The following is a 22,253-nucleotide window of genomic DNA, read 5'->3' as shown; positions in this document are numbered from 1 at the left end:
AAGAAGATGTCCAGGTACGAAAAGAAAAACGACGGGAACTCAGTCCGGTTAAGAAACTATTGAAATTAGTGCGCGAGGACTTAGGTCCACGATTATGAAATATAAACAACAAAACGCTCTATTTGGCGATCGAAATAGTTATTCTAAAACCGATACGGATGCGACATTTATACGAATGAAAGATGATCATATGAATAACGGACAACTAAAACCTGGTTATAATATTCAAATGGCAACGGAAAACCAATTCATTCTTTTTTATACGATACATCAACGCCCAACTGATACAAGGTGTTTTAAGCCCCATATAGAGGCACTGAAGAATACATCGCTACCATTCCCGAAAAATGTCATCGCAGATGCCGGCTATGGCAGTGAAGAAAACTATCGCTACTCTTTGGAAGAAGAATTTGGCTTTGATTCCTTACAATACTTTTTTAACAGAACAAAAACGGAGCTATAAAAAAGATATTCGTCATGCGAGTAACTGGGCATATGATGAACAAGATGATGAATACACCTGTCCAAATAACGGTAAGGTTTTATTTAAGCGTTACTCGACCCGTACGGATAAAAATGGATTCACACGTGACTTTAAAATTTATGAATGTGAGGTTCGTACGGATTGTCCATTAAAATCGCAATGTACAAAGGCGGCAGGAAATCGCCAAGTGCATGTTAATCCAGTTTATGAAGAACTAAAAGCGAAAGCAAAAGTGAACCTTTGGTCTGAATCGAATGCACAACTTTACGCTCGACGAAAAATCGAGGTAGAGAGTGTTTTTGGTCATATCAAGGGCAATAGGTCGTTCCGTCGCTTTTCGCTTCGGGGCTTAACGAAAGTCCAAACGGAGTTTGGCATCGTTGCCATGGCACATAATTTACTGAAGATAGCTGGTTTGCGTCAGCTACTTTCAATGAATAACTATAAAAATAGAAAAACAGGTGGAGAAAAACGATTCATTTTTCTCCACCTGTTTTATTTTAGGGACTTATTAGACAACCCCAACAGGAAATCGAGGTGACCTCAAAAGAAAAAAATTAACAATATAATAATAATTAGTGGGGCGGAGCTCGAAGGGATTGCAAGTACTGCAAACGTTTTGGCCAGTTTATATGAGTTCGAAAGCAACATTGCCTATGATTCTAAAGGAGGAATTGCGGTGATAGAAAGTCAATTATTTAACATAATGGTGAAACTTACATATTTATTCTTGTATTATGGTTTAACCAAAGAATCTGATGAATTAAGTGACGATCCAAACAGAGTTGATAGCCTTTTAGAATAAACCAAATACAGAGGAAGGGAAAACAAACAAATTTTTATTTCTTATTTGTATTTAGAGGGAACATGCACTATTTTCGTAATTCTAACAGAAGCATATAGGATAAAGTGAATTTTCCTACATAATCTGCAGGATAAAATATTTAGAATATTCATTATAATATAAATATTAACAAATATATTTTGAAATCTAAGGAGGAGGATTTATGAAGGTGCTGTAACAGAGTATAAAAACCCTTATAAGTACTAGAAGGGAACTAGTAATAGTTCGTGTCGCAAATGGTATATGTAGAAGTTACTGGAACAGATTTAATGGGTACAGCTCCTATGCGACTTGTTTTGGGTCATGTGTTTGCTGATGTCATTGAAGAGGTAGGAAGTGAGGTGAAAAAATTTAAATACGGGTCGCCTCCATAATATAAAGGTAAAGAATATACCTATTTTTTCTATAGAATTGATAGAATAATAATTATCAGAATTTTTTGAAATTTTTCCATTGGAAAGGTGTGAAAGTATTTTGAAAATATGTTCTGTAGGTTATACTATTAGAAGACAAAGGGTCATTGTAATTAAGAATGGCCAACTAAGTTTAAAAAATTATTATTTACCGGAGGTGTAAATGATGTCTAGTCTCAATGTAAACGAAATTTCAGATAAAAAAATGACAAGAAGAGCGCTAATTGGTTCTACTTCTGGTGCCATTATTGAATGGTATGACTTTTCACTTTATGCTGTTGCGTCCGCTCTTATTTTTCCCAAACTGTTTTTCCCGGGTTCAGACCCGTTTATTGCAACGATTCTGTCTTTCGCAACTTTCGCAACGGGTTTTATAGCAAGACCAATAGGAGCCATTATTTTCGGACATTTTGGTGATAGAATTGGCCGGAAGAATGCATTAATCGTTACCTTATGGATGTTGGGTTTGAGCAGTGCCTTTATAGGTCTAATTCCAAGCTATGACTCTATTGGAATATGGGCTCCTATCCTGCTAGTTTTAATGAGAATAATACAAGGAGTTGGAGTTGGGGGAGAGTGGGCAGGCTCTATTCTATTATCAATGGAGTGGGGAAAGAAAAATCGGCAAGGTTTTATGGCAAGTATCCCAAATGCAGGGGTAGGAGCAGGGATGTTACTATCCTCTGCGGTTGTAGGATTATGTCTCAGTCTTGGAGGAGACAGTTTCTACGTATGGGGATGGAGAATTCCTTTTTTAGGAAGTATATTGCTGTTAGGTGTAGGGCTTCTTATTCGTTCGAAAATTACTGAAACACCGACATTCCGTAATGTTCAAGAAGGCGAAACCGTTTCAAAATTTCCAATTGCAGATGTTATGAAACAATATCCAAAGCAAGTTCTCTATACCGGATTGGCTAAATTAGCAGAGCATACACCATTTGCAATTTACACTACCTTTTTGATTAATTACAGTATAAACAATTATCAGGTTAGTTCATCCTTTATGGTGAATACTAATACTATGGCAAGTATCTTACTATGTATTTTGATTCCATTCTTTGGGTACCTTTCTGATAAAGTCGGTGTTAAACGTCTATTTATGATGGGGTGTGCTGTAACATTTGTTTGGGGATTTGTTTTTGTCGGTTTAGTCGATACAGGTGTGTCGGCTATTATCGCAGCTGTTATGCTCATTTCAATGATTCCATTTTGTATGCAATCGGGTGCACTGCCAGCTTTAGCTTCACAAGCATTCCCAGCCCGTTTGCGGTATAGCGGTGCTTCACTAGGGACACAGATCCCTGCTATCTTTGGAGGCGGTATCGCTCCTATAGTCTGTACATATTTGATACAGGCAACTGGAACGATTTATTCAATTGGAATTTATATCGCTATCGTGTCTATTCTTGGCTTTATAGGTACAAGTAAACTTAAGAGTTTTTCAAGCGGACATATAGATTCTAGTGGCGCTAGTAACGAAAGTGGTTTGACAGTATCTACTCTGGAAGAAATAAAAGCCTAATAGTTGTTCATTGATATAGTAGGGCTGTCCTTACATTAAATTATTTGGCTTTTATAAAAAAATGTCCTTCATCAAAGCGATGAGGGACATTTTTTATTAGGGCGTTAGTCCCAAGAGTAAGGGGAGATGAATTGAAAGGAAAAGTTTTCGTTGACAGAAGAATACACATACATTCTCTTAAATAAATATAAATAAAAAGAAGAGTATGAGTGAAGATGAACTATGCCCCAATTTTCGGACAGTATAAAAAAGTGCCTAAACGGCTAATAGGTGGTCCCGGTATTGTACCGGGGCCATTTTCTTTAATCCCCATTGGTAACGACACACATTGTATTCTTCTATAACTCGATCAACTTCTTCTTTCACATCCGCTAAATTACTACATGTTTTATATTCTGCTAAATCCTTAAAGTGGCCAAAAAAACTTTCCATCAACGCATTATCCCAACAGTTTCCCTTGCGGGACATGGATTGGGTTAGCCCAAGTTCCTTGACTTTGTTTTGAAATAGAGGATGGGTGTAATGGACTCCTTGGTCAGAATGCAGGATTGCACTCGGATGGAACTCGTCATTCATAGCCTACCTTAGCTTGTTTAACGTTTTATAAACGATATTCATATCTAATGACGTGGATAAATGATACGTAACTATTTCTTTTGTCGCCGCATCTTTTACACATGACAAATACGCTTTTTGACCCTTTCCATAATAAAGGTAGGTAATGTCAGTAAGCAGAACTTTTCCTGGCTCCTTCTGTTCGAATTCACGATTAAGAAGGTTTGGACAAGTAAGGTGCTCTTTGGTTGTCTTAGCCATCTTTCGATACGGATTAGCCCTTCTAATTTTTGCGAAGAGACTATATTTTGACATCAACCGTCTAATTTTCTTATGATTCATGACGGCCGAATAATCATTCTCCATAATCATTTTGATTTGGAGGGCTCCCACTTTTTCCTTTTTACTGAGGGAAACCGTTTTAATTAATTCTATATCCAAATCATTCTATTCCTCGCGTAGCTCACGGGTTGGAGCTGCCTTTAACCAATCGTAGTAGCCACTTGGACTTACTCCAGCCAATTTGCATAGATAGGAAACAGCCTTCTTTAACCTATATGTCCTAATCGTCCTTTCAATCAGATAGTAATTCTCCGCTGCAGATAAGATTATTTCTTTTTCAACGCCCGCCTTTCTAACTCTTCCAGCTTTTTTAGGAAGTCATTTTCTGCTTCAAGGAATTTAATTCTCGCTTAGGCTTTCCTAAGTTGATCCTCAATAGATTGTGGCTTGGAAGAAGGGCGTCCAGTACTTCCTTTTCCACGCGTTCCGTAAGGAACCCATCTTCACCAAACTTTTCAAATGTATCACGCCAGCGCTGTAGACAACGTTTAGGTTGTTCTTTACCAATTATTTCGAGATTAAATCCCTGTTCAATGAAAATTTGTGAGGGGGATTTCCCCTTTCTATATTCCTTAACAGCTTTTGTTTTAAATTCAGGATTATAGGAAATAGATCGCTCTGAAGCACTTATGGTATTTGAATTCTTTTCAAGTTCTTTAATCTGAAATTCAGTATATATATTCTTACTCATATAAACCCTCCGTCCATACTCATTACATCTATTGAAACATAAAAAACCCCGGATAAGGGACATTTTTTTATGTGTGTCCGTTATCCGGGGTATAGTTCAAGAAAACTCCTAGGACCTATTTTTCTGTAAGTTCTTTGAAAAATACACTCTTGAAAGATTATGTAGAAGATGTTCTTCTTGTTTTCAGCGGACGAAACAATTTGTATTCAGTACATCTACAAAGGAAAAGCGTTCAAGAAAAAACAAACGATCTAAATCTTAGCTAAGTTGTCTTGAGATAAGTTACTCAAATCTCAGTACACGTTAGATGAATACAAAAACAACAATTAATCTTAGGTTCGAGAATGGGAGCATTCCCGTTTTAATCCAATGACTATTTCTGGTCGTAAAGATGAAGGTTTTGGTGATTTTGGTTTCTAAATAGAAAAAATATTAAGACTTGTCATACCATCAGGTGTGAATATGCGAATCAATCAGTAATTTTCCTTTTCTTTATGGTCAAGAAAAGATTGAAACTGTGATTTGCGATTTAATGTCAATAAAAACTTAAAATCATTCATGAGGCAGAAATTATTGGATTTTAAAAAATGGGGAAATACCCCAGTAGGGTGAGATATGGTCATGTGCTTTTGCTTATGTCCTTTTTACAGGAATCTCCTTCTGCAATCAAACCGAAAGTTTGATAAAAGGGGAAGTTCAAGTCAAATATATGTTTTTCGTTTAAGAGATCTTTTTTATAATGAACTAGGAGGAAACATTATTCAAAACTTTCTTGCTCCTGATTCAAAAGGAGGGCATTCAGTTTGCCAAACGCTATGTAGATGTCTAAAGCCATCTGTACTTCACGTCTAGTAGTAGAATCCATCATATCAATATTAAATCGTTCTTTTAAATTAGCGAGGCGATAGCGCATGCCGCCAATTGATAAGTTAAGGGCCCGAGAGGTTTTATGCAAATTACATTCATTATTTAAATAGGAATAAAGTGTTTTCAATAGCCCGGATGATTTCTGAAGATCATAGTCATAGATAGGACTTAAAATGCTATTGGCATAATCCTCTAATTCCTGAGGATTTCTTGCATCTAATAAAATGGAGATAGGGCCAATTGTCGAGAATAAGAACACTTGCTGTTTAAGCTTGTTAATTTGAGCGATTTCCAATGCTTTTTTAGCTTGTTTGTAACCTTCATGAGTTCTAAGAATACTTGGACATATATTGCTTATTCCAATGAGCAGCTGTGCTGAAGGAAATTTCCTCTTCACTTCTTTTAATATGGATATTCCGAATTTCTCTTCGCTCATATTGCAAGCCTTTAATAAATCCACGGAAACAAGCGCTTGAATTTGGCCAAAGGAGTGAGAGATTAATATATTTTCTCCTGCAATAGAAAATGAATATTTTCGAAGGATGTTCATAATCACTTCCTTTTCATCATTTACAAATTCATCTTTTTGAAAATCGTAGGATTGATTTTGTAAGTTAAAAACAAACACAAAATGTGGTTTGTGGATTTTATAGCCTAGAAAAGATAGTTTTTTCGTGATGTTTGTATCTAAATTTGGCTCCACCAGTACCTCGTGTAATAATTCTCCTTTCATTCGCTGCTCAGTATCAATGGCAGTTTTTTCATTTAGAATATGAAGTGCACAAATATTTGCTGCTCGCTCAGCAAAGGAAGACTCTAATTCTTCCATTTCTTTTGAGTTTTTAATGATTGAAATATAACCATACACATGATTTTGTACGATGATCGGTGTAATTAACGGATAATGGGAAAAACCTTGTTTCTTTGAAAGGTTTAGTTGTATGGTAGTGGTTCGCTGTTTTAACATTTCATTGATTTTATCCTGGTCTGATAAGTAAAGTTTTTCCTTATTCTCAATGATACTTTTTAAGGAATAATCCAGTATATCTCCATATTCTGATAAGGTTTCAAAATCCTTGTTTGAAATAACAATGCCGCATTTCAAGCTGCGTCCAAGTGTCTGGGCAATTGAGTCAAGCCCTTTCCCCTGTAAAACAATTTGTGTTAATTGGTTACTTAACAAATTCCCCCTTTTTAAAATTTCACTCTGTCTTTCAATTCGTTTATGTGCTTGATCTAGTTCATCCCTGATATCCTCTCGCTCATAATCAACCAATTCGGGTAAAATTTCATCTCCCCATAAATCCAGTGTTTTTCCAATGAAATGGCAGTGTGGATCACCCTTCCCGATACATTCAACTTCTTTAAATACAACCTTTTTGCCTAATGAGGTAGTGCAGTAACCACTTGCATACCCTTCAAGAAAATAACAAACAGGTTCAGAATGGATAGGGAAGTGCTGCAAATATTGTTTGGCTTCATAAGATTGATTCCAATACCCTTCCACGTCGAATTCTTGGCTCTCTGGATCAATATGGACTTTAATAGGAACAGATGATGTTCTTCCAGAAAGACTATGCATCTTGACCCCTCCCATAATCCATTCCTTTTTATTTTCCCAACTAAACATATCTTTTAAGATCAAGGCTTCATGCCTGCCGCACTGATAGCCATACCGTAATAGAAAGCGTTTTGCCTTTTCAATTCCAAGAGCTAAAACTAAATCTTTGATTAACGCTCCCCAAGCATCAACACTTGATATAAACATTCGATGAGACTGTAGAACATCGTTCTTCTCGGGGTTCATTCCAAATAAATCGCTTAAGGTACTCGTGTTTGCTTTTATAGCCATTTTGCAACCTCCAAATAGAATAAATTGTTAATTACTATAATATCAGAATAAATTGAATTATATTTTAAAAAAATAGGAACTAAACGTTTCGGTTCTAAATAGAGATTTTTCCGACCGAAAAGTAAATTGTTTCCTATTCCCGATATTAATATCATGTAAATATAAATAGTTTTCAAAATAATTTCACAAATGGATTTTCACAAATGACATAATGGTCAATTGTAAGCTGTTCATTTAGAAGCAAAGGGGGAATGAAGATGAGACGTTCATTAAGTGATCAAGTGTGTATTGTCGGAGTAGGTGAAACGGATTTTGTAAGGGGTACAGATAAGTCATTAACACAATTATTAACGGAAGCGGCTGTGAAAGCTTGTAAAGATGCCGGAATTCATCCTTCTGAAATAGATGGTGTTATTAATCCATGGAGATATAATGTCCGATGCGAAGATTTGGTTGCCGGTTTGGGAATTAAAGAACTGAAATTCAGTGGTAGAAGTGAAATGGGTGGAGCAAGTGCGATTGCAGCGATACAACAAGCTGCTCTTGCTGTCGAACATGGTGTAGCAGAATATGTTGTGGTAACTACCGGTCAAAAAGGTTATTCAGGACCAAGGTTAGGCGGAAATGACCCTAGAATACTAGACTATAATAATACAATTATGCCAAATCCGGAGTATCGCGATAATATGGAATATCCATATGGTGTAATGGTTCCAATGCAATATTTCTCTCTTCATGCTAATCGCTGGTTTTATGAATATAATCCAGACCCTATTGGCATGCAAATTGTGGCCATGACGTGCCGGGAACATGCTCACAATAATAGTAAAGCCTATATGAAGGGGAGGTCTATGACCGAGGATGACTATCAAAATTCCCCAATGTTGGTCACTCCATTTAGGCTATTCGATTGTTCTTTAGAGATAGATGGGGCTGGTGCAGTGATTGTAACATCAAAACGCAATGCCCACCGTTTCAAAAAGCCTATATATATTGCCGGAATTGCCGAAGGACATCCGAATCAGCCTGATGATATGCCAACCCGCCCGGATATATTGGACATGGGTATTAAATATGCTGCACCAAGGGCATTTGAAATGGCTGGAATATCAAGGGATGAGATAGACTTTGCTGAAATCTATGATTGTTTTACGTTTATTGTATTACGACAAATTGAAGAAATGGGATTTTGTGAAAGGGGAGAAGCACCTGATTTTGTTAAAAGCGGAAGAATAACGTATGGCGGCCAATTGCCAATTAATACACACGGAGGCTTATTATCGCAGGCACATATTGTAGGAATTAATCATATGGTAGAGGCTGTATATCAATTAAGAGGCGAATCAGGAGCCGCTCAGGTACAGGATGCAAAAATAGGATTAGTGACGGGATATGGCGATATGGGTGATGGGTCTATTGCCATTTTACACAATTAATTGTCATGTAAAAATGAAATGAAAGAGGGGCTAAAAATATGAATCAAGTAGAAATGGAGATAATCAGACCATTGCCAAATAGAGATTCCGATTGGTCACGTGATTGGGATTTATATAAACCTTTTTGGGAAGGAACAAGAGATGGGAAAATTTTCGTCCAGGAATGTACGGCTACCGGAAAGAAAATATGGCCGCCAAGATTTTTATCTCCGCATGAACCTGGTTCCGAAATAAGCTGGGTTGAAGTAGGTACAAGTGGCGTTGTTTACACTTTTAATATTGTACATCGAGCATTTTATCCATACTTTAAAGAGCGTGTTCCATATGCTCTTGTTGCAGTTGATGTGGGAGACGGCGTAAGATTTCTTGGAAATACAGTTGACATGGATCCTACCAAAGTCAAGGTAGGGATGGAAATGAAAGCGGTGTTTGAAAAGGTCAATGATGAAGTTACCCTGGTTCATTGGAAGCCTGTGAATGGGGGGAATTAACATGAACATCCAACATGATCTTTTAACTGGAATTAGGGTTCTTGATTTTACCTGGAGTGTTTCTGGTTCAACTACAACTAGAATTTTAGCAGCAATGGGAGCAGAGGTTATTAAAGTAGAATGGCCAAAGACACCTGATATGATGCGGTTTTCCATGTATGCAAAGGATGATGAGCCGGGCTTAGATAACGGTGCATTTTTTAATAGTTTAAATGTTGGTAAGAAAAGCTTTACCGTTAATATCAAATCAGCTGAGGGTATGAATATCATTAAAGAATTGATTGGAAAATCAGATATCGTTACTGAAAACTTTAGTGCTGGTGTTTTTGAAAAATGGGGTCTAGATTACAGCAGCTTAAAAAAAGTGAATGAAGGCATTATTTATATGAGTATTTCAGGACTGGGTCATACCGGAAGACAAAAAAACTATGGGACATGGGGTCCAACAGCAGCAGCATTATCCGGCATGACCTATATTTCCGGCTTACCAGATAAACATCCAAGTGGATGGGGTTATTCGATTTTAGATATTGTTGCCGGATATACAGGTACCTATTCTATTTTAACGGCATTACTATATAAGAAACGAACAGGGAAAGGCCAATATATCGATATTTCACAGGTAGAAACAGCATTGCCTTTGGTCGGTTCAAATGTATTAGATTATTTTGTTAATGCTCGTTCGTCAAATAGACAAGATTTTCCAACAGGTAATCGTTCGGTTCTTTCTACCGATGTAAACAAAACAGACTTTAGAGGACCTATTGCTTGTCCACAAAACACATACCGTTGTGCGGGTGATGATAAGAATGATTATTGTGTAATTGCTATTTACACTGATGATGAATGGGAACGATTCAAAGAGGCAATCGGTCAACCAGACTGGGTAAATGATTCTAAATTCTCAAACCTAACAGGGCGCATACATAATCAAGATGAATTAGATAAACAGATTGAAGGGTATACAAAGAGATTTACTAAATATGATGTAATGGAAAAATTTCAGAAATATGATCTAGTTGCTGCAGCTGTTCAACAAAATGAGGATATTATGGAGAATGATCCACAATTACGATTTAGAACCCTGTTTGAAACGATTAAACACCCATTATTAGGAGAGAGATTAGTGGAAGGGATTCCAATGAAAATGTCCCAATCCTCTCCATATATTCATAAATCTGCTCCACTAATGGGAGAAGACAATCATTATGTATTAAAAGAAGTACTAGACTACTCAGATGAAGAAATTGAATACATGAATAGTATTGGTGTTTTCTGGCCATTGGATCTGTCAAAAGATTCGTTTAAAGCAGTTCGGCCACTATGGTAAAAGTAAAGGAGTGAATGTTGGTGGAAAAGGCAGCATTAAAAGGAATTACGATACTAGAGATAGGGGATCAATTGACCCAATTTTCTGGAAAACTATTAGCAGATATGGGAGCTCAGGTGATTAAGGTGGAACCGAGGGAGGGCGCACCGTCAAGAAATATAGCCCCATTTTACAAAGATATTCCCGATAAAAATGGAAGCTTGTATTTTTGGAACTACAATACGTCTAAAAAGTCCATAACCTTAGATATAAATACAAAAGAGGGCCATGAAAAATTCAGATATTTACTAGATGAAACGGATGTAATACTTGAGGGGAATAAACCAGGTCAAATGAAAGAATGGGGCTTGGGTTATGATAATTTGAAGAAGGATTTTCCAAAATTAGTATACTGTTCTGTTTCCCCTTTTGGGCAGGATGGACCATGGAGTCAATACCAATCATCGGACATTGCTCAATTAGCGCTAGGAGGCATTATGGCTGTCACTGGGTATGATGATGTTCCTGATGCACCCCCAATTGCCCCGACAGGTGGACAATCCTATCATCTTGTTGGATATTTTGCTGCTATGGGAATTGTAAGCGCTCTACTGTATCGCGATTTTAAAGATCAAGGTCAATACATTGACATTTCTGTACATGATTGTGTCACTGTCTCTACTGAGATGTCCCTACCGTATTGGATCTATCAAAAAGAGCATGTCATACGTCAAACAGGGCGGCATGCCCTTCCGAGCCGCTCAGTTCGTTGGAATCTCAAATGTAAGGATGGAAAATATATTCTGATTTTAAATACTTATTTAGATGTAAAAAGGTGGAAGAATTTAGTGTCTTGGCTGTCATCCCATCAGATGGAAGAAGACTTGGGAGACGAAAGATATGCAAATGATAAGTTCCGTGCTGAACGAATGGAGCATGTAACAGATGTATTAGAGTGTTTTTGTATTCAATTTGAGTCAGAATATATTTATCATACAGCACAAAGTATCGGCCTTCCTTGGGCACCAATTCGCGCACCGGAGGATATGATTCATGATAAACATTTAAATGAGGATCGAAATGTCTTTGCATCAGTTTATCACCCTGAGGTAAATGAATCGTTTAATTACCCAGGTGCACCTTATAAGTTCCATGAAACTCCCTGGAATATTAGAAAAAGACCTCCATTGTTAGGGGAGCATAATGATGAGGTCCTGCACAGTTTGCACATGAAACTGTAGTAGCAGATTATTTAGAGTATTGGCGGCAACGAAATGCGGATTTTCCAGAATATTTTTAGTTAACTGAACTGGATTATACAAGTTTTAAATACCATTATTTAATATTCATATTTTGGGGCCAGTGTATGATGAAAAATCATGAAAAATATTTGTCAGGGATTATTGAGGAAAAGAAAGAGGAACTTTTGAAGGTTAGTTATACAAGCAGCATATAGAATTGCTGACTCCGCATTAAAAATTATTACCCCACTAAGCGCTGCTTTTGTTATTGTCTTAGGATTCTTAAAACAATATGATAAAAAGGCGGGAATTGGATCCTTAATGTCACTATTAAAGCCTTATTCTCTTATCTTCTTGGGTAGTTGGATCGTTTTGTTGCTAACCTTTTATTATCTGGGAATTCCTTTCGGACCTGGAGTAGATGCTCACTTAAATGAGAGAAAATAGAATAGGGGATGCTTATAATGGTAGTTTTTTAAAAATTCAAAAAAAGGCTAATATCAAATTCATGTGTTGTGTAATTAGCCTTTATAAAGAAGAGAGAAAGAGACTCTTCTTTATGTCAATTGTGAGTAGAGTTTAAATGAAGTATTTGATTAAAGGAAATATATACCATTTGGTTAATGAGTTGATAAATAGTCAGCTCATTAACCATTTAATAAAAAAAGTATACGTTTTTCACGTTCTATTTTTGTTAAGTGGCATTTTTGAAAATAAAGGAGTTTAGCAACCATGAGTAGATTTTCTTCCTGGATGTTTAGTCATTTGTATATTTTATATGCACTGACTTTTTCGTTATATCTATTTACAATTTTTTATCCAAATGAAATCATTCAATACTTCAATGGAGTAATGGCTATTATTCTTGTATTTATTTCTTTCAAAGGAGCAAGTAAGCTATTTAGGGTTTTATGTCTAATCTTTAATTTTATAGGACTCCTATTATATATGTATGCTGGACTTCCAATTGTTTACCTCCCGATGTATATGACTTCAAACATGTCACTACTTACTTTGTTAACCGTTCTTCCTTTGATGACAAGTGTTGTACATGCAGGTAGATTCGACCGAAGACTCAATGAATTAATGAATGGGAAAGTGGATAATTTAGGGGATTTATACGTCAGAAGTTCGGTGACTACCTATCTATTAACAGGATTTATTAATATATCTGCATTAACATTATCGCAAGAACTATTACAATCGAGCTTGCAAAATATCCCCCGAAAAATAAGGAACACCTTTATTAGTAAGACCACACTTAGGGCATTGGCTGTAGCATTAATCTGGAGCCCGACGGAAATCATTGTCGCGATAACAGTAGATTCAACAGGTGTAAGTTATTTATCCTTTTTGCCATGGCTGTTACTCTGTTCCTTTATTGTCATTTCTTTTGATTGGATAATTGGGAAACAAAGGTTTCGTTATATAAACGTTGAATCTGAAAAAGTTGTAATTCAGAAAGTAGAAATAAAGAAATTGATGTTTCACATTATAAAATTAGTAATGGCTTTAGCCATTTTTTTAATCGTTGTTGTGCTCACTGGGAGTCTATTAAAGCTAAGTTTTATTTTATCCGTAGCACTCGTGATTCCGGTGTTTTCTATATGTTGGGCCATTTTATTAAAGAGATGGAATAGTTTTAAGGTGGTTGGTTGGAAGACCTGGCAAGAACGTACCAATAAAATGCAAAATTTCGTTGTGTTGTTTCTTTCCCTTTCTTTATTTTCCAACAGCTTAAACCAGACTTCATTTCAAGAGGTTATTAAACAACCGTTTTTTTTCTTTATTGATTATCCGATTGTAATATTAATTTTTATTCAAGTTGTTTTATTGCTGGGCGGATTAATCGGCGTACATGCCATCGCCACGATCGGTGTTTTATTTGAAGTGATCCAGCCTTTATATGGGATAATCAATCCAATTAGTATTGGAATCGTGGTAATTACAAGTGCACTGGCTACTGCAACAGTCGGAGCTTATGGGGTTACGGTTACTATGACTTCTGTAGCAACCCAGCAGAACCCATACCGGATTACGTTATATAATTTGCCTTTTTCCTTACTTTTCGGGGTCATTGGCATATCTATTGGTTATTTTCTCTTGTGAGACTATTAAAATTCTTAGGAGGTAGGTTATGACACCGCAAAAAAGTGACGTGAAAAGTAGAATCGTAAAGAATTTTGATGGATACCAATCCTTTAAATACTTAATTCCTGGAAAACATTATAAATCCTATCAGCTTCCGCAGTCAGAAAAGTATCGGCAGACAGGGGAAATAAAACTAAGAGAAGACCAGAAAAGGCTTTTTGAAACGATATTGAAATCCTATCCTGTTGTATCCCTTAGAGATCATGGTTTTGTGGTGCCTAAGAACCAAGAAGATATTATTCCTTATTGCCGTCAGCTTCATACAGCCTACGATTATAAGGGGCTAGCCTTATCAGGAGTAGATATTTTATTCGAAAACTTTATGGATGGAATCTCCATTTTGACTTCTTCAAATGGATTAAAGTGGGATGATGTTATTTTAACATTAGGAATCCGATATTGTGATATCGCCAAACAAAATACAGTTTATGTTGCCAAAGACTATCAGGATTTACTAGTTGCAAAAAAGACTAATCGTATTGCAATTCTACCTTCATTAGAGGCGGCAAGTATTATAGAGAATGAAGTGAACCGAGTAGATGTTTTATATGGGTTTGGGATACGCTGTATGGGTATTACCTATAATGAAGCCAATACATTAGGTTCGGGTCTGATAGAAAAAAGTGACAGTGGGTTAACGAGATTCGGTCACAAAGTCGTTGAAAGAATGAATCGTCTGGGCATGGTCATTGATATTTCCCATTGCGGAGACCAGACAAGTTTGGATGTAATAGAGGCAAGTGATGCACCTGTTTTTATTACACACGCAGGTGCGCGTGCTGTCTGGAACTCACCAAGAATGAAATCTGATGAGGTGTTAAAGGCTTGTGCAGATAAAGGTGGTATAATTGGAGTTTGTGCAGCTCCCAATACCACCCTTTCATCAAAAAATCCAAATGACCATACTATTGAAGCGGTTATGGAGCATTTAGAATATTTAATTGAACTTGTTGGAGTTGATCACGTTGGACTCGGACCTGATACATTTTTCGGGGATCATGTAGGATTACAGCATGCATTTGATGATATGCTGTCCCTTAGTGAATCACATGGAGAAAATTATGAAGAATCAACGTATGTTAAAGGTTTAGAAAACCCGTCCGAAGCAATGAAGAATATGATAAAGTGGATGATTACACATGATTATAATATTCAAGATATCCGAAAGATCATTGGTAGTAATGCAATGCGGGTCCTTGAGTTAATTTTACAATGACCGAGATTTCTTACTTTTCCATCTAGCGTTTTGCTATTAGTGTGGAAACTGTGAATGGAAAAAATTAATGATGATAAACAGGAACATTTCTATTAATTAGAGATGTTCTTTTTTTGTATATAAGAAAGTTAAATGAATACCTTAGTCCCTTACATGAATGAATTCAATAATTTCATTCAGAATCTAAAGGTTGTTAAACTCTTATGGAAATTAACTCTGTACTTTTCGGTTGTAAAAGGTAAATTTTTCGACCTAAAACTAAATTGTTTGATTCCCTATCATTTATTAATATGTAACTATAAATTAAAATTTTCCAAAAAATATTAGAAAAGAGGGGTAGATTCCATGTTAACAAAACAAGATAATCACTTATTAACACGTATCGGACCAGGGACACCAATGGGTGAATTGTTTCGCTTATATTGGATTCCGGCGTTAAAATCGGATGAATTAAAAAGTGATGGTAAGCCGCAGCGAGTAAAATTACTTGGTGAAGATTTGATCGCTTTTCGTGATACAGACGGTAAGATTGGCTTGATTGAGGAAGCTTGTCCGCACCGTGGTACTTCTCTATATTATGGAATAAATGATGGGTGCGGGATTCGCTGTATGTATCACGGTTGGAAATTTGATACGAACGGGGACTGTACGGAGATACCATCAGAAGAAGGGGACCCTAAGTTTAGAAAGAAGATCAAAATCAAAAACTATCCGGTTAAAGAAGTCAAAGGGATTATTTGGACCTACATGGGTCCGGAGAAAAAACAGCCAGAATTTCCTGAGTTTTATTGGATGGGACTGCCGGATGAAAATATGATGTCAGAACGGGTTTGGCAGGAATGTAACTATGCACAAGTTATGGAAAATGACCTCGATTATGTACATGCTGCGTTTCTTCATAAAGCACTAGGGAAACAAGAAGTGGGAGAAGGAATTTTAAGTACAGATTTAGGGATTGATCCGAACCACCCGCTTGTTAAGAATCCGCCGGTCAAACAGGATGTAGAGGATACGAATTATGGAAAACGCTGTGTCGCAGTAGGAATTGGAAACGAAATAGATAATGCATTTATGGAGATTCACTATATTTTTCCATTCTATACATTCCCGCCAAGGTTTGAAGGAGAGGATGGAATGTGGCATGCATTCATCCCTCGGGATGACTACAGCACTTGGTCCTGGGATGTCCAATTTTCCCATAACCGCCCGATTGATGTACAGGCCAATAATGACCGCCGCGGCCTAAAGTTGGATGAACATTTCAAGAAACAAATTAGTCTGGAAAATGATTATGCTCAAGATCGCGAGCTGCAAAAAACAGGAAATTTCACCGGAATTCGGGGAATCGCCAATCAGGATCATGCAGCAACTGAAACAATGGGGCCGATTGTCGACCGCTCCAAAGAGCATCTAGGAACAAGTGATTTGCCAATCATTCATATGCGCCGCTTATTGTTACAACAAGTAAAAGCGTTCCAAGACGGAAAAGGAAAATTTACATTAGTGAATGATTCGCTGAAAAATCTGTACAGTGCCGGACTTTATGACAGCAATCAAAAATCCTGGCAAGAGGCATTTCCTTTACAAACTCAGTATATAACCAAGGAGTCTGAAGTAAAGTCGAAATAAGAGAGGGTATAGCATTTCTTTTTAATAGATTATATGAAGTTCAACATTGATATATATATAAAGTGGGGCGATTTCGCTCGAGAGAACCTTCTTTACGCGAGCCAAAGACCGCTTTTCGGAAGTGAATCGCACCGCATGAACCTCACCAAAATTTTTATAAAGCGCTTTCAACAAAGTCGGAATTTCATAGCGAAAGCAGGGATCGAATGACATTAGAAGAATATTTGCGCACCATTTTAGATGATGAGGAAATGGAATTAGTCACGTTAGAACCCGCCTATACTTTTAATCTTGAAGATTATGAGGGAACAAGTCATGAATGAATTCCTTTTTGAAACGATTGAAACAGCATGCAAAGCTATTAAAAATAAACAGCTGTCACCAGTTGAATTAACGCATATGACCCTTAATCAGATTCATGAGCATGAACCAAGATTGAATGCCTTTATTACCGTTATGGAAGAAGAAGCACTAGCCCAGGCTAAGCAACTGGAAGCAGAGATTCTGAACAATCATGTAAGGGGACCCTTACACGGAATTCCGATTGCGGTAAAGGATATTTTACAAACAAAGGGTGTTCAAACGACCAGCGGATCGAAAATTTTTGAAGGCTGGATACCTGATGAAGATGCAGCTGTTGTTCAAAGGCTTAGAGAGGCCGGTGCTATTATTATCGGAAAAGCAAACTTACATGAATTTGCTATGGGAGCGACGACGGAAAATCCCCATTTTGGAAGCACAAGGAACCCATGGAATGTAACAAGAATTCCAGGCGGTTCAAGCGGCGGGTCAGCAGTTGCAACCGCAACAGGCATGGCTTTTGGAGCGGTTGGTACCGATACGGCCGGATCCATTCGTCTTCCAGCAGCGCTGTGTGGTACGGTCGGTTTCAAACCAACCTATGGATTAGTTAGCAGGACCGGATGTCTCCCGTTCAGCTGGTCTTTGGATCATGTTGGTCCGATGACAAGAACGGTAAAGGACGCGGCGACTATGCTTGAAGTAATGAAAGGATATGATCAGGAAGATCGTTTTTTCGAAAAAAGGAATACTCCTGTAACGTTTGATGAGTCATTAACCAGCTTAAAAGGGGTAAAGCTTGGGTTCTATGAGCCATATATGTTTTCCGGTATCGATGATGGGGTTGAACGTGTGATAAAACAAGCCTTCCGCCAATTAGAGTCAATCGGAGCGGAAATTGTGCCAATTGATTTACCTGGAATTGATCAGGCCTTAAATGCCTTGAAGGCGATTGCTCAATCAGAAGTTGTATCTTTTCACGAACCTTTATTGAAAAAATTTGGACATGTGTACGGCGATGATTTAAAGTACCGTTTTGAATTCGGAATTGATATTTCCGCCACTGAGTACCTTCGTGCTCAGCGCAGGAGAGAACAGTTTATCAGGGAAACGAACAACCAAATGAAAGGGATTGACGCATTAATTGGACCAACCAATGTTCAGCCGCCGTTTGAAATCGGTACGATGGTTCCAGAAATGGCAATCAGCAATATGTTTACACTTGGTAAAACTCCATTAGCGAATATTTTAGGCTTTCCATGCTTATCCGTTGCTTGTGGTTTTACTTCGGAAAATCTTCCAGTTGGACTTCAGTTTATTGGAAAACCTTTCTCCGATCAAAGGGTACTTCAAATTGGTGATTGTTACGAAAAATCGGTGCAATGGGTTCAGGCATTGAAAAATAATCAGGTTTATATGAATGCAAGTGTTGAAAAATTCTTGAACGATGAGAGGCGATTACGATGAAATTTACGATTGTGGATAGGGAAACATGCATTGCATGCGGTGCTTGTGGAGCAGTTGCGCCTGAAATATTTGATTATGATGATGAAGGGATTTCATATGTTATTCTCGATGAAAATGAGGGCACAGCCCAAGTGCCAGAAGATTTAATTGATTCATTGGAAGAAGCACATGAAGGATGTCCAACTGAATCGATAAAAATTGCTGAAGATCTTTTTAGTGGAAATGCCTTAAAGTACGAAGAAGCCATTTAAACATTTCATATTTATTAGGAATAACGAATGTAAAAAGTATTGGATTAGTCGTCAAGTTTAAAGAATTAATTAGTGAATATGAAATTGGTCGTGACGATTACCAGGAATTAGTCAATTGGCTGGATCAATTAGGTAAGTCAGGGGAAATTCCATTGTTTATGGATGTGTTTTTTGAAATTCATGCTCTTCAAGAGATGTATAAGAATGTAAAAGGAACAGAACTAACGATTTTAGGCCCTTATTATATTGAAAATACACCTGAGATTAGAAATCCAGGAGTTATTTCACAAAGACAAGATGAACCAGGAGACGTTCTCTTTTTTAGTGGTTCAGTAAAAGATGTAGATGGCAGCCCATTAGTAAATACAAAGATTGATAATGTGGCGAGCTCATGCAACCGGTGAGTACTCTCACTTTGCTGAAGGAATTCCTAATTTCAATATTCGATGTGTTTTCTATACAGATGAAAATGGAAATCTTGAAGTTCAAACGAGAGTTCCGGGGAATTATTCCATTCCAACAGATGGATCTTCAGGGCAATTTTTAAAGTGGATTGACCATCATGCATATCGACCAGTACATCTTCACTTGCTTTTGAAAAAACTTGAAAATGGAGATAAATTAGTTACACAAATTTATTTTAAAGATGATTCATATTTGGATAATTGACGTAGCACAGGGTGTAAGAGGGACATTAATTACAAAACTTGAAAACAAGAAAACCCAAAAGTTATGTTAGATAAGAATTAAATAAACCATATTATACAGCTCATTTAGATTTTGAATTGAGACTTCAAGATACATCACATCTTAACAAACAGTTAGATTACAATCGTTAAGAAATAGGAATGAATGCAGCAAGAATGTATGAGAGAAGTATGGTTTACCACACAAAAGGGGCCATAGATGGTGGAGCAACTTTACCAGAGCTAGTTGAGTATCTCATTGTTCCATACTTATATAACGGGGCACAAGTATTAAAAATAGGGATAAAGTCACTAGAATATGCACTTTCACTAAAAGGAATCGAAGTTGAGGAAGAGAGGGTTTAATTAATAAGGAGTTTTATAGAGAAGAGGAAAATATATGATTCAAAAAATAGAACATATCGCTATCATCGTTTCAGATATGGATAAATCAATCGAATTCTATACGGAAATATTGGGATTTACGGTACGACTTAGAGGAAGTGGATTAAAGCGTGAGATGGCTTTTTTATATTTAGAGGCTCAACCTCAAATAGAGATCGAATTAATTCGAGATCTATATCCTATTGAAAAATATAACGAGGTAGGACTAGTCAACCATCTTGCTTTTACAGTAAATGATTTAGCTGAAGCTATTAATTATTATGGTGAAAAAGGAATTAGATTTATATCTACTGAGCCGAAACCAACTCTTGAGGGAGGTCGTATGATATTATTTCATGGTCCTAATGGAGAACTTCTCCAATTTGTAGAGAGAGCATAAATTGAGTAGAAGAGACAAACCTTTTTCTTCTTTAAGTCTTTATTCTAAAATCCGCTATTTTAATCAATGCAGGGTGCTCTTGAATTTTTTCGTGTAGGTTTAGAAATAATACACAATTAATAACTCAACATTAAACAAAATAGTTTTACAAGTTCGATAATAAGCAAATTAATTAATGGGAATATTTCTCAAACCTCCTTAGATTGCATCAAAAGTAGCCAATTATACAGGGATTAAGGGATGTATCCCACCTAATCTATTAAAGTAGATTAAAAAGTAGTTTCAAGACCTAATAACATGTAAGCGGAATCTACTAATAGAAAAACATAAACAAATTATCTAGAAAAGTATATTGTTCCCAATATATTTACAAATAAAGTTTAATAAGGTTAAACAAGGGTGGTTTTAATGATAGAAGAAAACAAGTTATACGATTTCACCATCATTGGTGGTGGTCCAGTTGGATTGTTTACAGCATTTTATGGTGGGATGAGGCAGGCTAAAGTGAAAATCTTGGAGAATCTCCCTCAACTTGGGGGTCAGCTGTCGGCCCTTTATCCTGAAAAATTCATTTATGATATTGCTGGTTTCCCTGGAGTAAGAGCCCAGGAGTTGGTTGAAAATTTAATAGAGCAAATGAAAGTATTTGAACCAACAGTTTGCCTAGAAGAAGCAGTTGAAATGATTGATAAGCAAATAGATGGTACTTTTAAAATCACAACAAACCGAGATGTTCATTATTCTAAGTCAATTATAATTACAGCTGGAAATGGAGCTTTTCAGCCTCGTAAATTGGATCTAGGAGATTCGGTAAGCTTTGAAAGTAGTAATTTACATTATTATGTGGATGACATGAACAAATTTAAGGGCAGAAAAGTAGCGATTTTAGGTGGTGGTGATTCAGCTGTTGATTGGGCTCTGATGTTAGAACCTATTGCAAAAAAAGTAACCTTAATACATCGAAGAGATAGATTTCGCGCTCATGAACATAGTGTGGAACAATTGATGAATTCTTCAATCGAAGTAAAAACACCTTATATCCCCTCTAGACTAATAGGTACTAAACGGATTTCTCAAATCGTTTTAGAACACTCGAAAATACTACAAACAGAAGTAGTGGATATTGATGATTTAATAGTAAATTACGGATTTGTCTCTTCTCTAGGTCCAATTAAAAAATGGGGTTTAAATATAGAGAAAAATGCAATTGTAGTTAATTCTAAGCAAGAAACAAATATACCAGGCATTTATGCAGCTGGAGATATTTGCACCTATGAGGGAAAAGTTAAATTAATTGCATCTGGTTTTGGTGAAGGTCCAACTGCAGTTAATAATGCCAAAGCTTATATTGATCCTAAATCGAAACTACAACCGCTGCATAGTACTTCTTTGTTTATCTAAAGATAGATATCTTAACACAAGGTGATATTGAGAAAATCTAAGAGCTAGATACGCAGCTCGTCGTGAAGACCGTCTAAAGAAATTAAACGAAGAGATTCAAAATAATGGTGTACAAGCTATTTATAAAGTGGCAGATGTAACTTCAATTGAACAAAAGGAAGAGTTGGCTGTGTATGCTCTTGAAAAACTTGGGAAAATTGATGCATTAGTCAATAATGCTGGGTTAATGCCCCAAGCTTTTCTATTTATGAAAAAAATGATGAATGGGATAAGATGATTGATGTTAATTTAAAAGGTGTTTTGTATTCCATCGCTGCTTTC

Annotated in this window: 21 protein-coding genes and 1 pseudogene; 20 read left to right on the top strand and 2 right to left on the bottom strand. The window is 36.7% G+C overall.

Annotation, left to right across the window (positions count from 1 at the left end):
• Nucleotides 1-94: 94 nt before the first annotated feature.
• The 4 genes from ACIQXU_RS18440 (at nucleotide 95) to ACIQXU_RS18425 (ending at nucleotide 3,263) form a co-directional block, all read left to right on the top strand.
• Nucleotides 95-463, top strand: coding sequence for a transposase (locus ACIQXU_RS18440; protein WP_402991557.1), 369 nt, complete (start codon nucleotides 95-97; stop codon nucleotides 461-463).
• Nucleotides 417-1,025: a transposase gene (locus ACIQXU_RS18435; RefSeq protein ID WP_402991555.1), complete on the top strand. Its 609-nt coding sequence runs from the start codon at nucleotides 417-419 to the stop codon at nucleotides 1,023-1,025. Before ACIQXU_RS18440 ends, ACIQXU_RS18435 begins: the two co-directional genes overlap by 47 nt.
• Nucleotides 1,026-1,163: 138 nt before the next feature.
• Nucleotides 1,164-1,289, top strand: a complete 126-nt coding sequence (locus ACIQXU_RS18430; RefSeq protein WP_402991552.1) for a hypothetical protein — start codon at nucleotides 1,164-1,166, stop codon at nucleotides 1,287-1,289.
• A gap of 618 nt (nucleotides 1,290-1,907) precedes the next feature.
• Entirely contained in the window at nucleotides 1,908-3,263 is a 1,356-nt protein-coding gene (locus tag ACIQXU_RS18425) for an MFS transporter (protein WP_402991549.1), read from the top strand.
• Between the two features lie 255 nt (nucleotides 3,264-3,518).
• On the opposite strand, the pseudogene ACIQXU_RS18420 reads toward ACIQXU_RS18425, so the two are convergent.
• Nucleotides 3,519-4,851, bottom strand: a pseudogene (locus ACIQXU_RS18420) (IS3 family transposase).
• Between the two features lie 757 nt (nucleotides 4,852-5,608).
• A complete protein-coding gene (locus ACIQXU_RS18415) occupies nucleotides 5,609-7,570 on the bottom strand; it encodes a XylR N-terminal domain-containing protein (protein ID WP_402991546.1) in 1,962 nt (653 codons plus the stop codon).
• A 257-nt stretch (nucleotides 7,571-7,827) separates the two neighbouring features.
• Here ACIQXU_RS18415 and ACIQXU_RS18410 point away from each other — a divergent pair, with 257 nt between their 5' ends.
• From ACIQXU_RS18410 to ACIQXU_RS18335, 16 genes are all read left to right on the top strand, one after another.
• Nucleotides 7,828-9,006 (top strand): thiolase family protein, encoded by a 1,179-nt coding sequence (locus ACIQXU_RS18410; RefSeq protein WP_402991543.1) that lies wholly within the window; start codon nucleotides 7,828-7,830, stop codon nucleotides 9,004-9,006.
• 38 nt (nucleotides 9,007-9,044) lie between these two features.
• On the top strand, nucleotides 9,045-9,497 hold the full coding sequence (locus ACIQXU_RS18405) for a Zn-ribbon domain-containing OB-fold protein (protein WP_402991540.1): 453 nt from the start codon (nucleotides 9,045-9,047) through the stop codon (nucleotides 9,495-9,497).
• 1 nt (nucleotide 9,498) lies between these two features.
• A complete protein-coding gene (locus tag ACIQXU_RS18400; protein ID WP_402991537.1) occupies nucleotides 9,499-10,827 on the top strand; it encodes a CaiB/BaiF CoA transferase family protein in 1,329 nt (442 codons plus the stop codon).
• A 20-nt stretch (nucleotides 10,828-10,847) separates the two neighbouring features.
• Complete coding sequence (locus ACIQXU_RS18395) at nucleotides 10,848-12,047, top strand: CaiB/BaiF CoA transferase family protein (RefSeq protein ID WP_402991534.1); 1,200 nt, start codon at nucleotides 10,848-10,850, stop codon at nucleotides 12,045-12,047.
• Nucleotides 12,048-12,245: 198 nt separating this feature from the next.
• Nucleotides 12,246-12,494, top strand: coding sequence for an AbgT family transporter (locus ACIQXU_RS18390; protein ID WP_402991572.1), 249 nt, complete (start codon nucleotides 12,246-12,248; stop codon nucleotides 12,492-12,494).
• Nucleotides 12,495-12,779: 285 nt separating this feature from the next.
• Entirely contained in the window at nucleotides 12,780-14,156 is a 1,377-nt protein-coding gene (locus ACIQXU_RS18385) for a hypothetical protein (RefSeq protein WP_402991531.1), read from the top strand.
• A gap of 28 nt (nucleotides 14,157-14,184) precedes the next feature.
• A complete protein-coding gene (locus ACIQXU_RS18380) occupies nucleotides 14,185-15,414 on the top strand; it encodes a dipeptidase (protein WP_402991528.1) in 1,230 nt (409 codons plus the stop codon).
• A 345-nt stretch (nucleotides 15,415-15,759) separates the two neighbouring features.
• Nucleotides 15,760-17,043 carry a Rieske 2Fe-2S domain-containing protein gene (locus ACIQXU_RS18375; RefSeq protein WP_402991525.1) on the top strand — a complete coding sequence of 428 codons (1,284 nt, stop codon included), beginning with the start codon at nucleotides 15,760-15,762 and terminating at the stop codon, nucleotides 17,041-17,043.
• Between the two features lie 315 nt (nucleotides 17,044-17,358).
• The gene (locus ACIQXU_RS18370) at nucleotides 17,359-18,810 is read left to right on the top strand and encodes an amidase (protein ID WP_402991522.1); all 1,452 of its coding nucleotides are present in this window, start codon (nucleotides 17,359-17,361) and stop codon (nucleotides 18,808-18,810) included.
• Complete coding sequence (locus ACIQXU_RS18365) at nucleotides 18,807-19,061, top strand: ferredoxin (protein WP_402991519.1); 255 nt, start codon at nucleotides 18,807-18,809, stop codon at nucleotides 19,059-19,061. The genes ACIQXU_RS18370 and ACIQXU_RS18365 overlap by 4 nt, the downstream gene beginning before the upstream one ends.
• A gap of 152 nt (nucleotides 19,062-19,213) precedes the next feature.
• Nucleotides 19,214-19,465 carry a dioxygenase family protein gene (locus ACIQXU_RS18360; RefSeq protein ID WP_483878352.1) on the top strand — a complete coding sequence of 84 codons (252 nt, stop codon included), beginning with the start codon at nucleotides 19,214-19,216 and terminating at the stop codon, nucleotides 19,463-19,465.
• Nucleotides 19,440-19,730, top strand: coding sequence for a dioxygenase family protein (locus tag ACIQXU_RS18355; protein WP_402991563.1), 291 nt, complete (start codon nucleotides 19,440-19,442; stop codon nucleotides 19,728-19,730). The genes ACIQXU_RS18360 and ACIQXU_RS18355 overlap by 26 nt, the downstream gene beginning before the upstream one ends.
• 179 nt (nucleotides 19,731-19,909) lie before the next feature.
• Nucleotides 19,910-20,113: a hypothetical protein gene (locus ACIQXU_RS18350; RefSeq protein ID WP_402991516.1), complete on the top strand. Its 204-nt coding sequence runs from the start codon at nucleotides 19,910-19,912 to the stop codon at nucleotides 20,111-20,113.
• A gap of 34 nt (nucleotides 20,114-20,147) precedes the next feature.
• A complete protein-coding gene (locus ACIQXU_RS18345; protein WP_402991513.1) occupies nucleotides 20,148-20,531 on the top strand; it encodes a VOC family protein in 384 nt (127 codons plus the stop codon).
• A 408-nt stretch (nucleotides 20,532-20,939) separates the two neighbouring features.
• Entirely contained in the window at nucleotides 20,940-21,932 is a 993-nt protein-coding gene (locus tag ACIQXU_RS18340; RefSeq protein WP_402991510.1) for an NAD(P)/FAD-dependent oxidoreductase, read from the top strand.
• Between the two features lie 94 nt (nucleotides 21,933-22,026).
• Nucleotides 22,027-22,209: an SDR family NAD(P)-dependent oxidoreductase gene (locus ACIQXU_RS18335; protein WP_402991560.1), complete on the top strand. Its 183-nt coding sequence runs from the start codon at nucleotides 22,027-22,029 to the stop codon at nucleotides 22,207-22,209.
• Nucleotides 22,210-22,253: the final 44 nt, after the last annotated feature.

It is taken from the genome of Peribacillus sp. NPDC097284 (genome assembly GCF_044761765.1).
Classification (GTDB): domain Bacteria; phylum Bacillota; class Bacilli; order Bacillales; family DSM-1321; genus Peribacillus.
Note: the sequence above shows the minus strand (reverse complement) of the source record. Positions and strands in the feature narration are given on the sequence as shown.

Excerpts from the sequence above, each read along its gene's own strand:
- ACIQXU_RS18350 (WP_402991516.1), top strand. The coding sequence starts at position 19,910 with ATGAATGCAGCAAGAATGTATGAGAGAAGTATGGTTTACCACACAAAA.
- ACIQXU_RS18355 (WP_402991563.1), top strand. The coding sequence starts at position 19,440 with ATGTGGCGAGCTCATGCAACCGGTGAGTACTCTCACTTTGCTGAAGGA.
- ACIQXU_RS18345 (WP_402991513.1), top strand. The coding sequence starts at position 20,148 with ATGATTCAAAAAATAGAACATATCGCTATCATCGTTTCAGATATGGAT.
- ACIQXU_RS18385 (WP_402991531.1), top strand. The coding sequence starts at position 12,780 with ATGAGTAGATTTTCTTCCTGGATGTTTAGTCATTTGTATATTTTATAT.
- ACIQXU_RS18340 (WP_402991510.1), top strand. The coding sequence starts at position 20,940 with ATGATAGAAGAAAACAAGTTATACGATTTCACCATCATTGGTGGTGGT.
- ACIQXU_RS18370 (WP_402991522.1), top strand. The coding sequence starts at position 17,359 with ATGAATGAATTCCTTTTTGAAACGATTGAAACAGCATGCAAAGCTATT.
- ACIQXU_RS18425 (WP_402991549.1), top strand. The coding sequence starts at position 1,908 with ATGTCTAGTCTCAATGTAAACGAAATTTCAGATAAAAAAATGACAAGA.
- ACIQXU_RS18380 (WP_402991528.1), top strand. The coding sequence starts at position 14,185 with ATGACACCGCAAAAAAGTGACGTGAAAAGTAGAATCGTAAAGAATTTT.
- ACIQXU_RS18400 (WP_402991537.1), top strand. The coding sequence starts at position 9,499 with ATGAACATCCAACATGATCTTTTAACTGGAATTAGGGTTCTTGATTTT.
- ACIQXU_RS18410 (WP_402991543.1), top strand. The coding sequence starts at position 7,828 with ATGAGACGTTCATTAAGTGATCAAGTGTGTATTGTCGGAGTAGGTGAA.
- ACIQXU_RS18365 (WP_402991519.1), top strand. The coding sequence starts at position 18,807 with ATGAAATTTACGATTGTGGATAGGGAAACATGCATTGCATGCGGTGCT.
- ACIQXU_RS18440 (WP_402991557.1), top strand. The coding sequence starts at position 95 with ATGAAATATAAACAACAAAACGCTCTATTTGGCGATCGAAATAGTTAT.
- ACIQXU_RS18375 (WP_402991525.1), top strand. The coding sequence starts at position 15,760 with ATGTTAACAAAACAAGATAATCACTTATTAACACGTATCGGACCAGGG.
- ACIQXU_RS18415 (WP_402991546.1), bottom strand. The coding sequence starts at position 7,570 with ATGGCTATAAAAGCAAACACGAGTACCTTAAGCGATTTATTTGGAATG.
- ACIQXU_RS18405 (WP_402991540.1), top strand. The coding sequence starts at position 9,045 with ATGAATCAAGTAGAAATGGAGATAATCAGACCATTGCCAAATAGAGAT.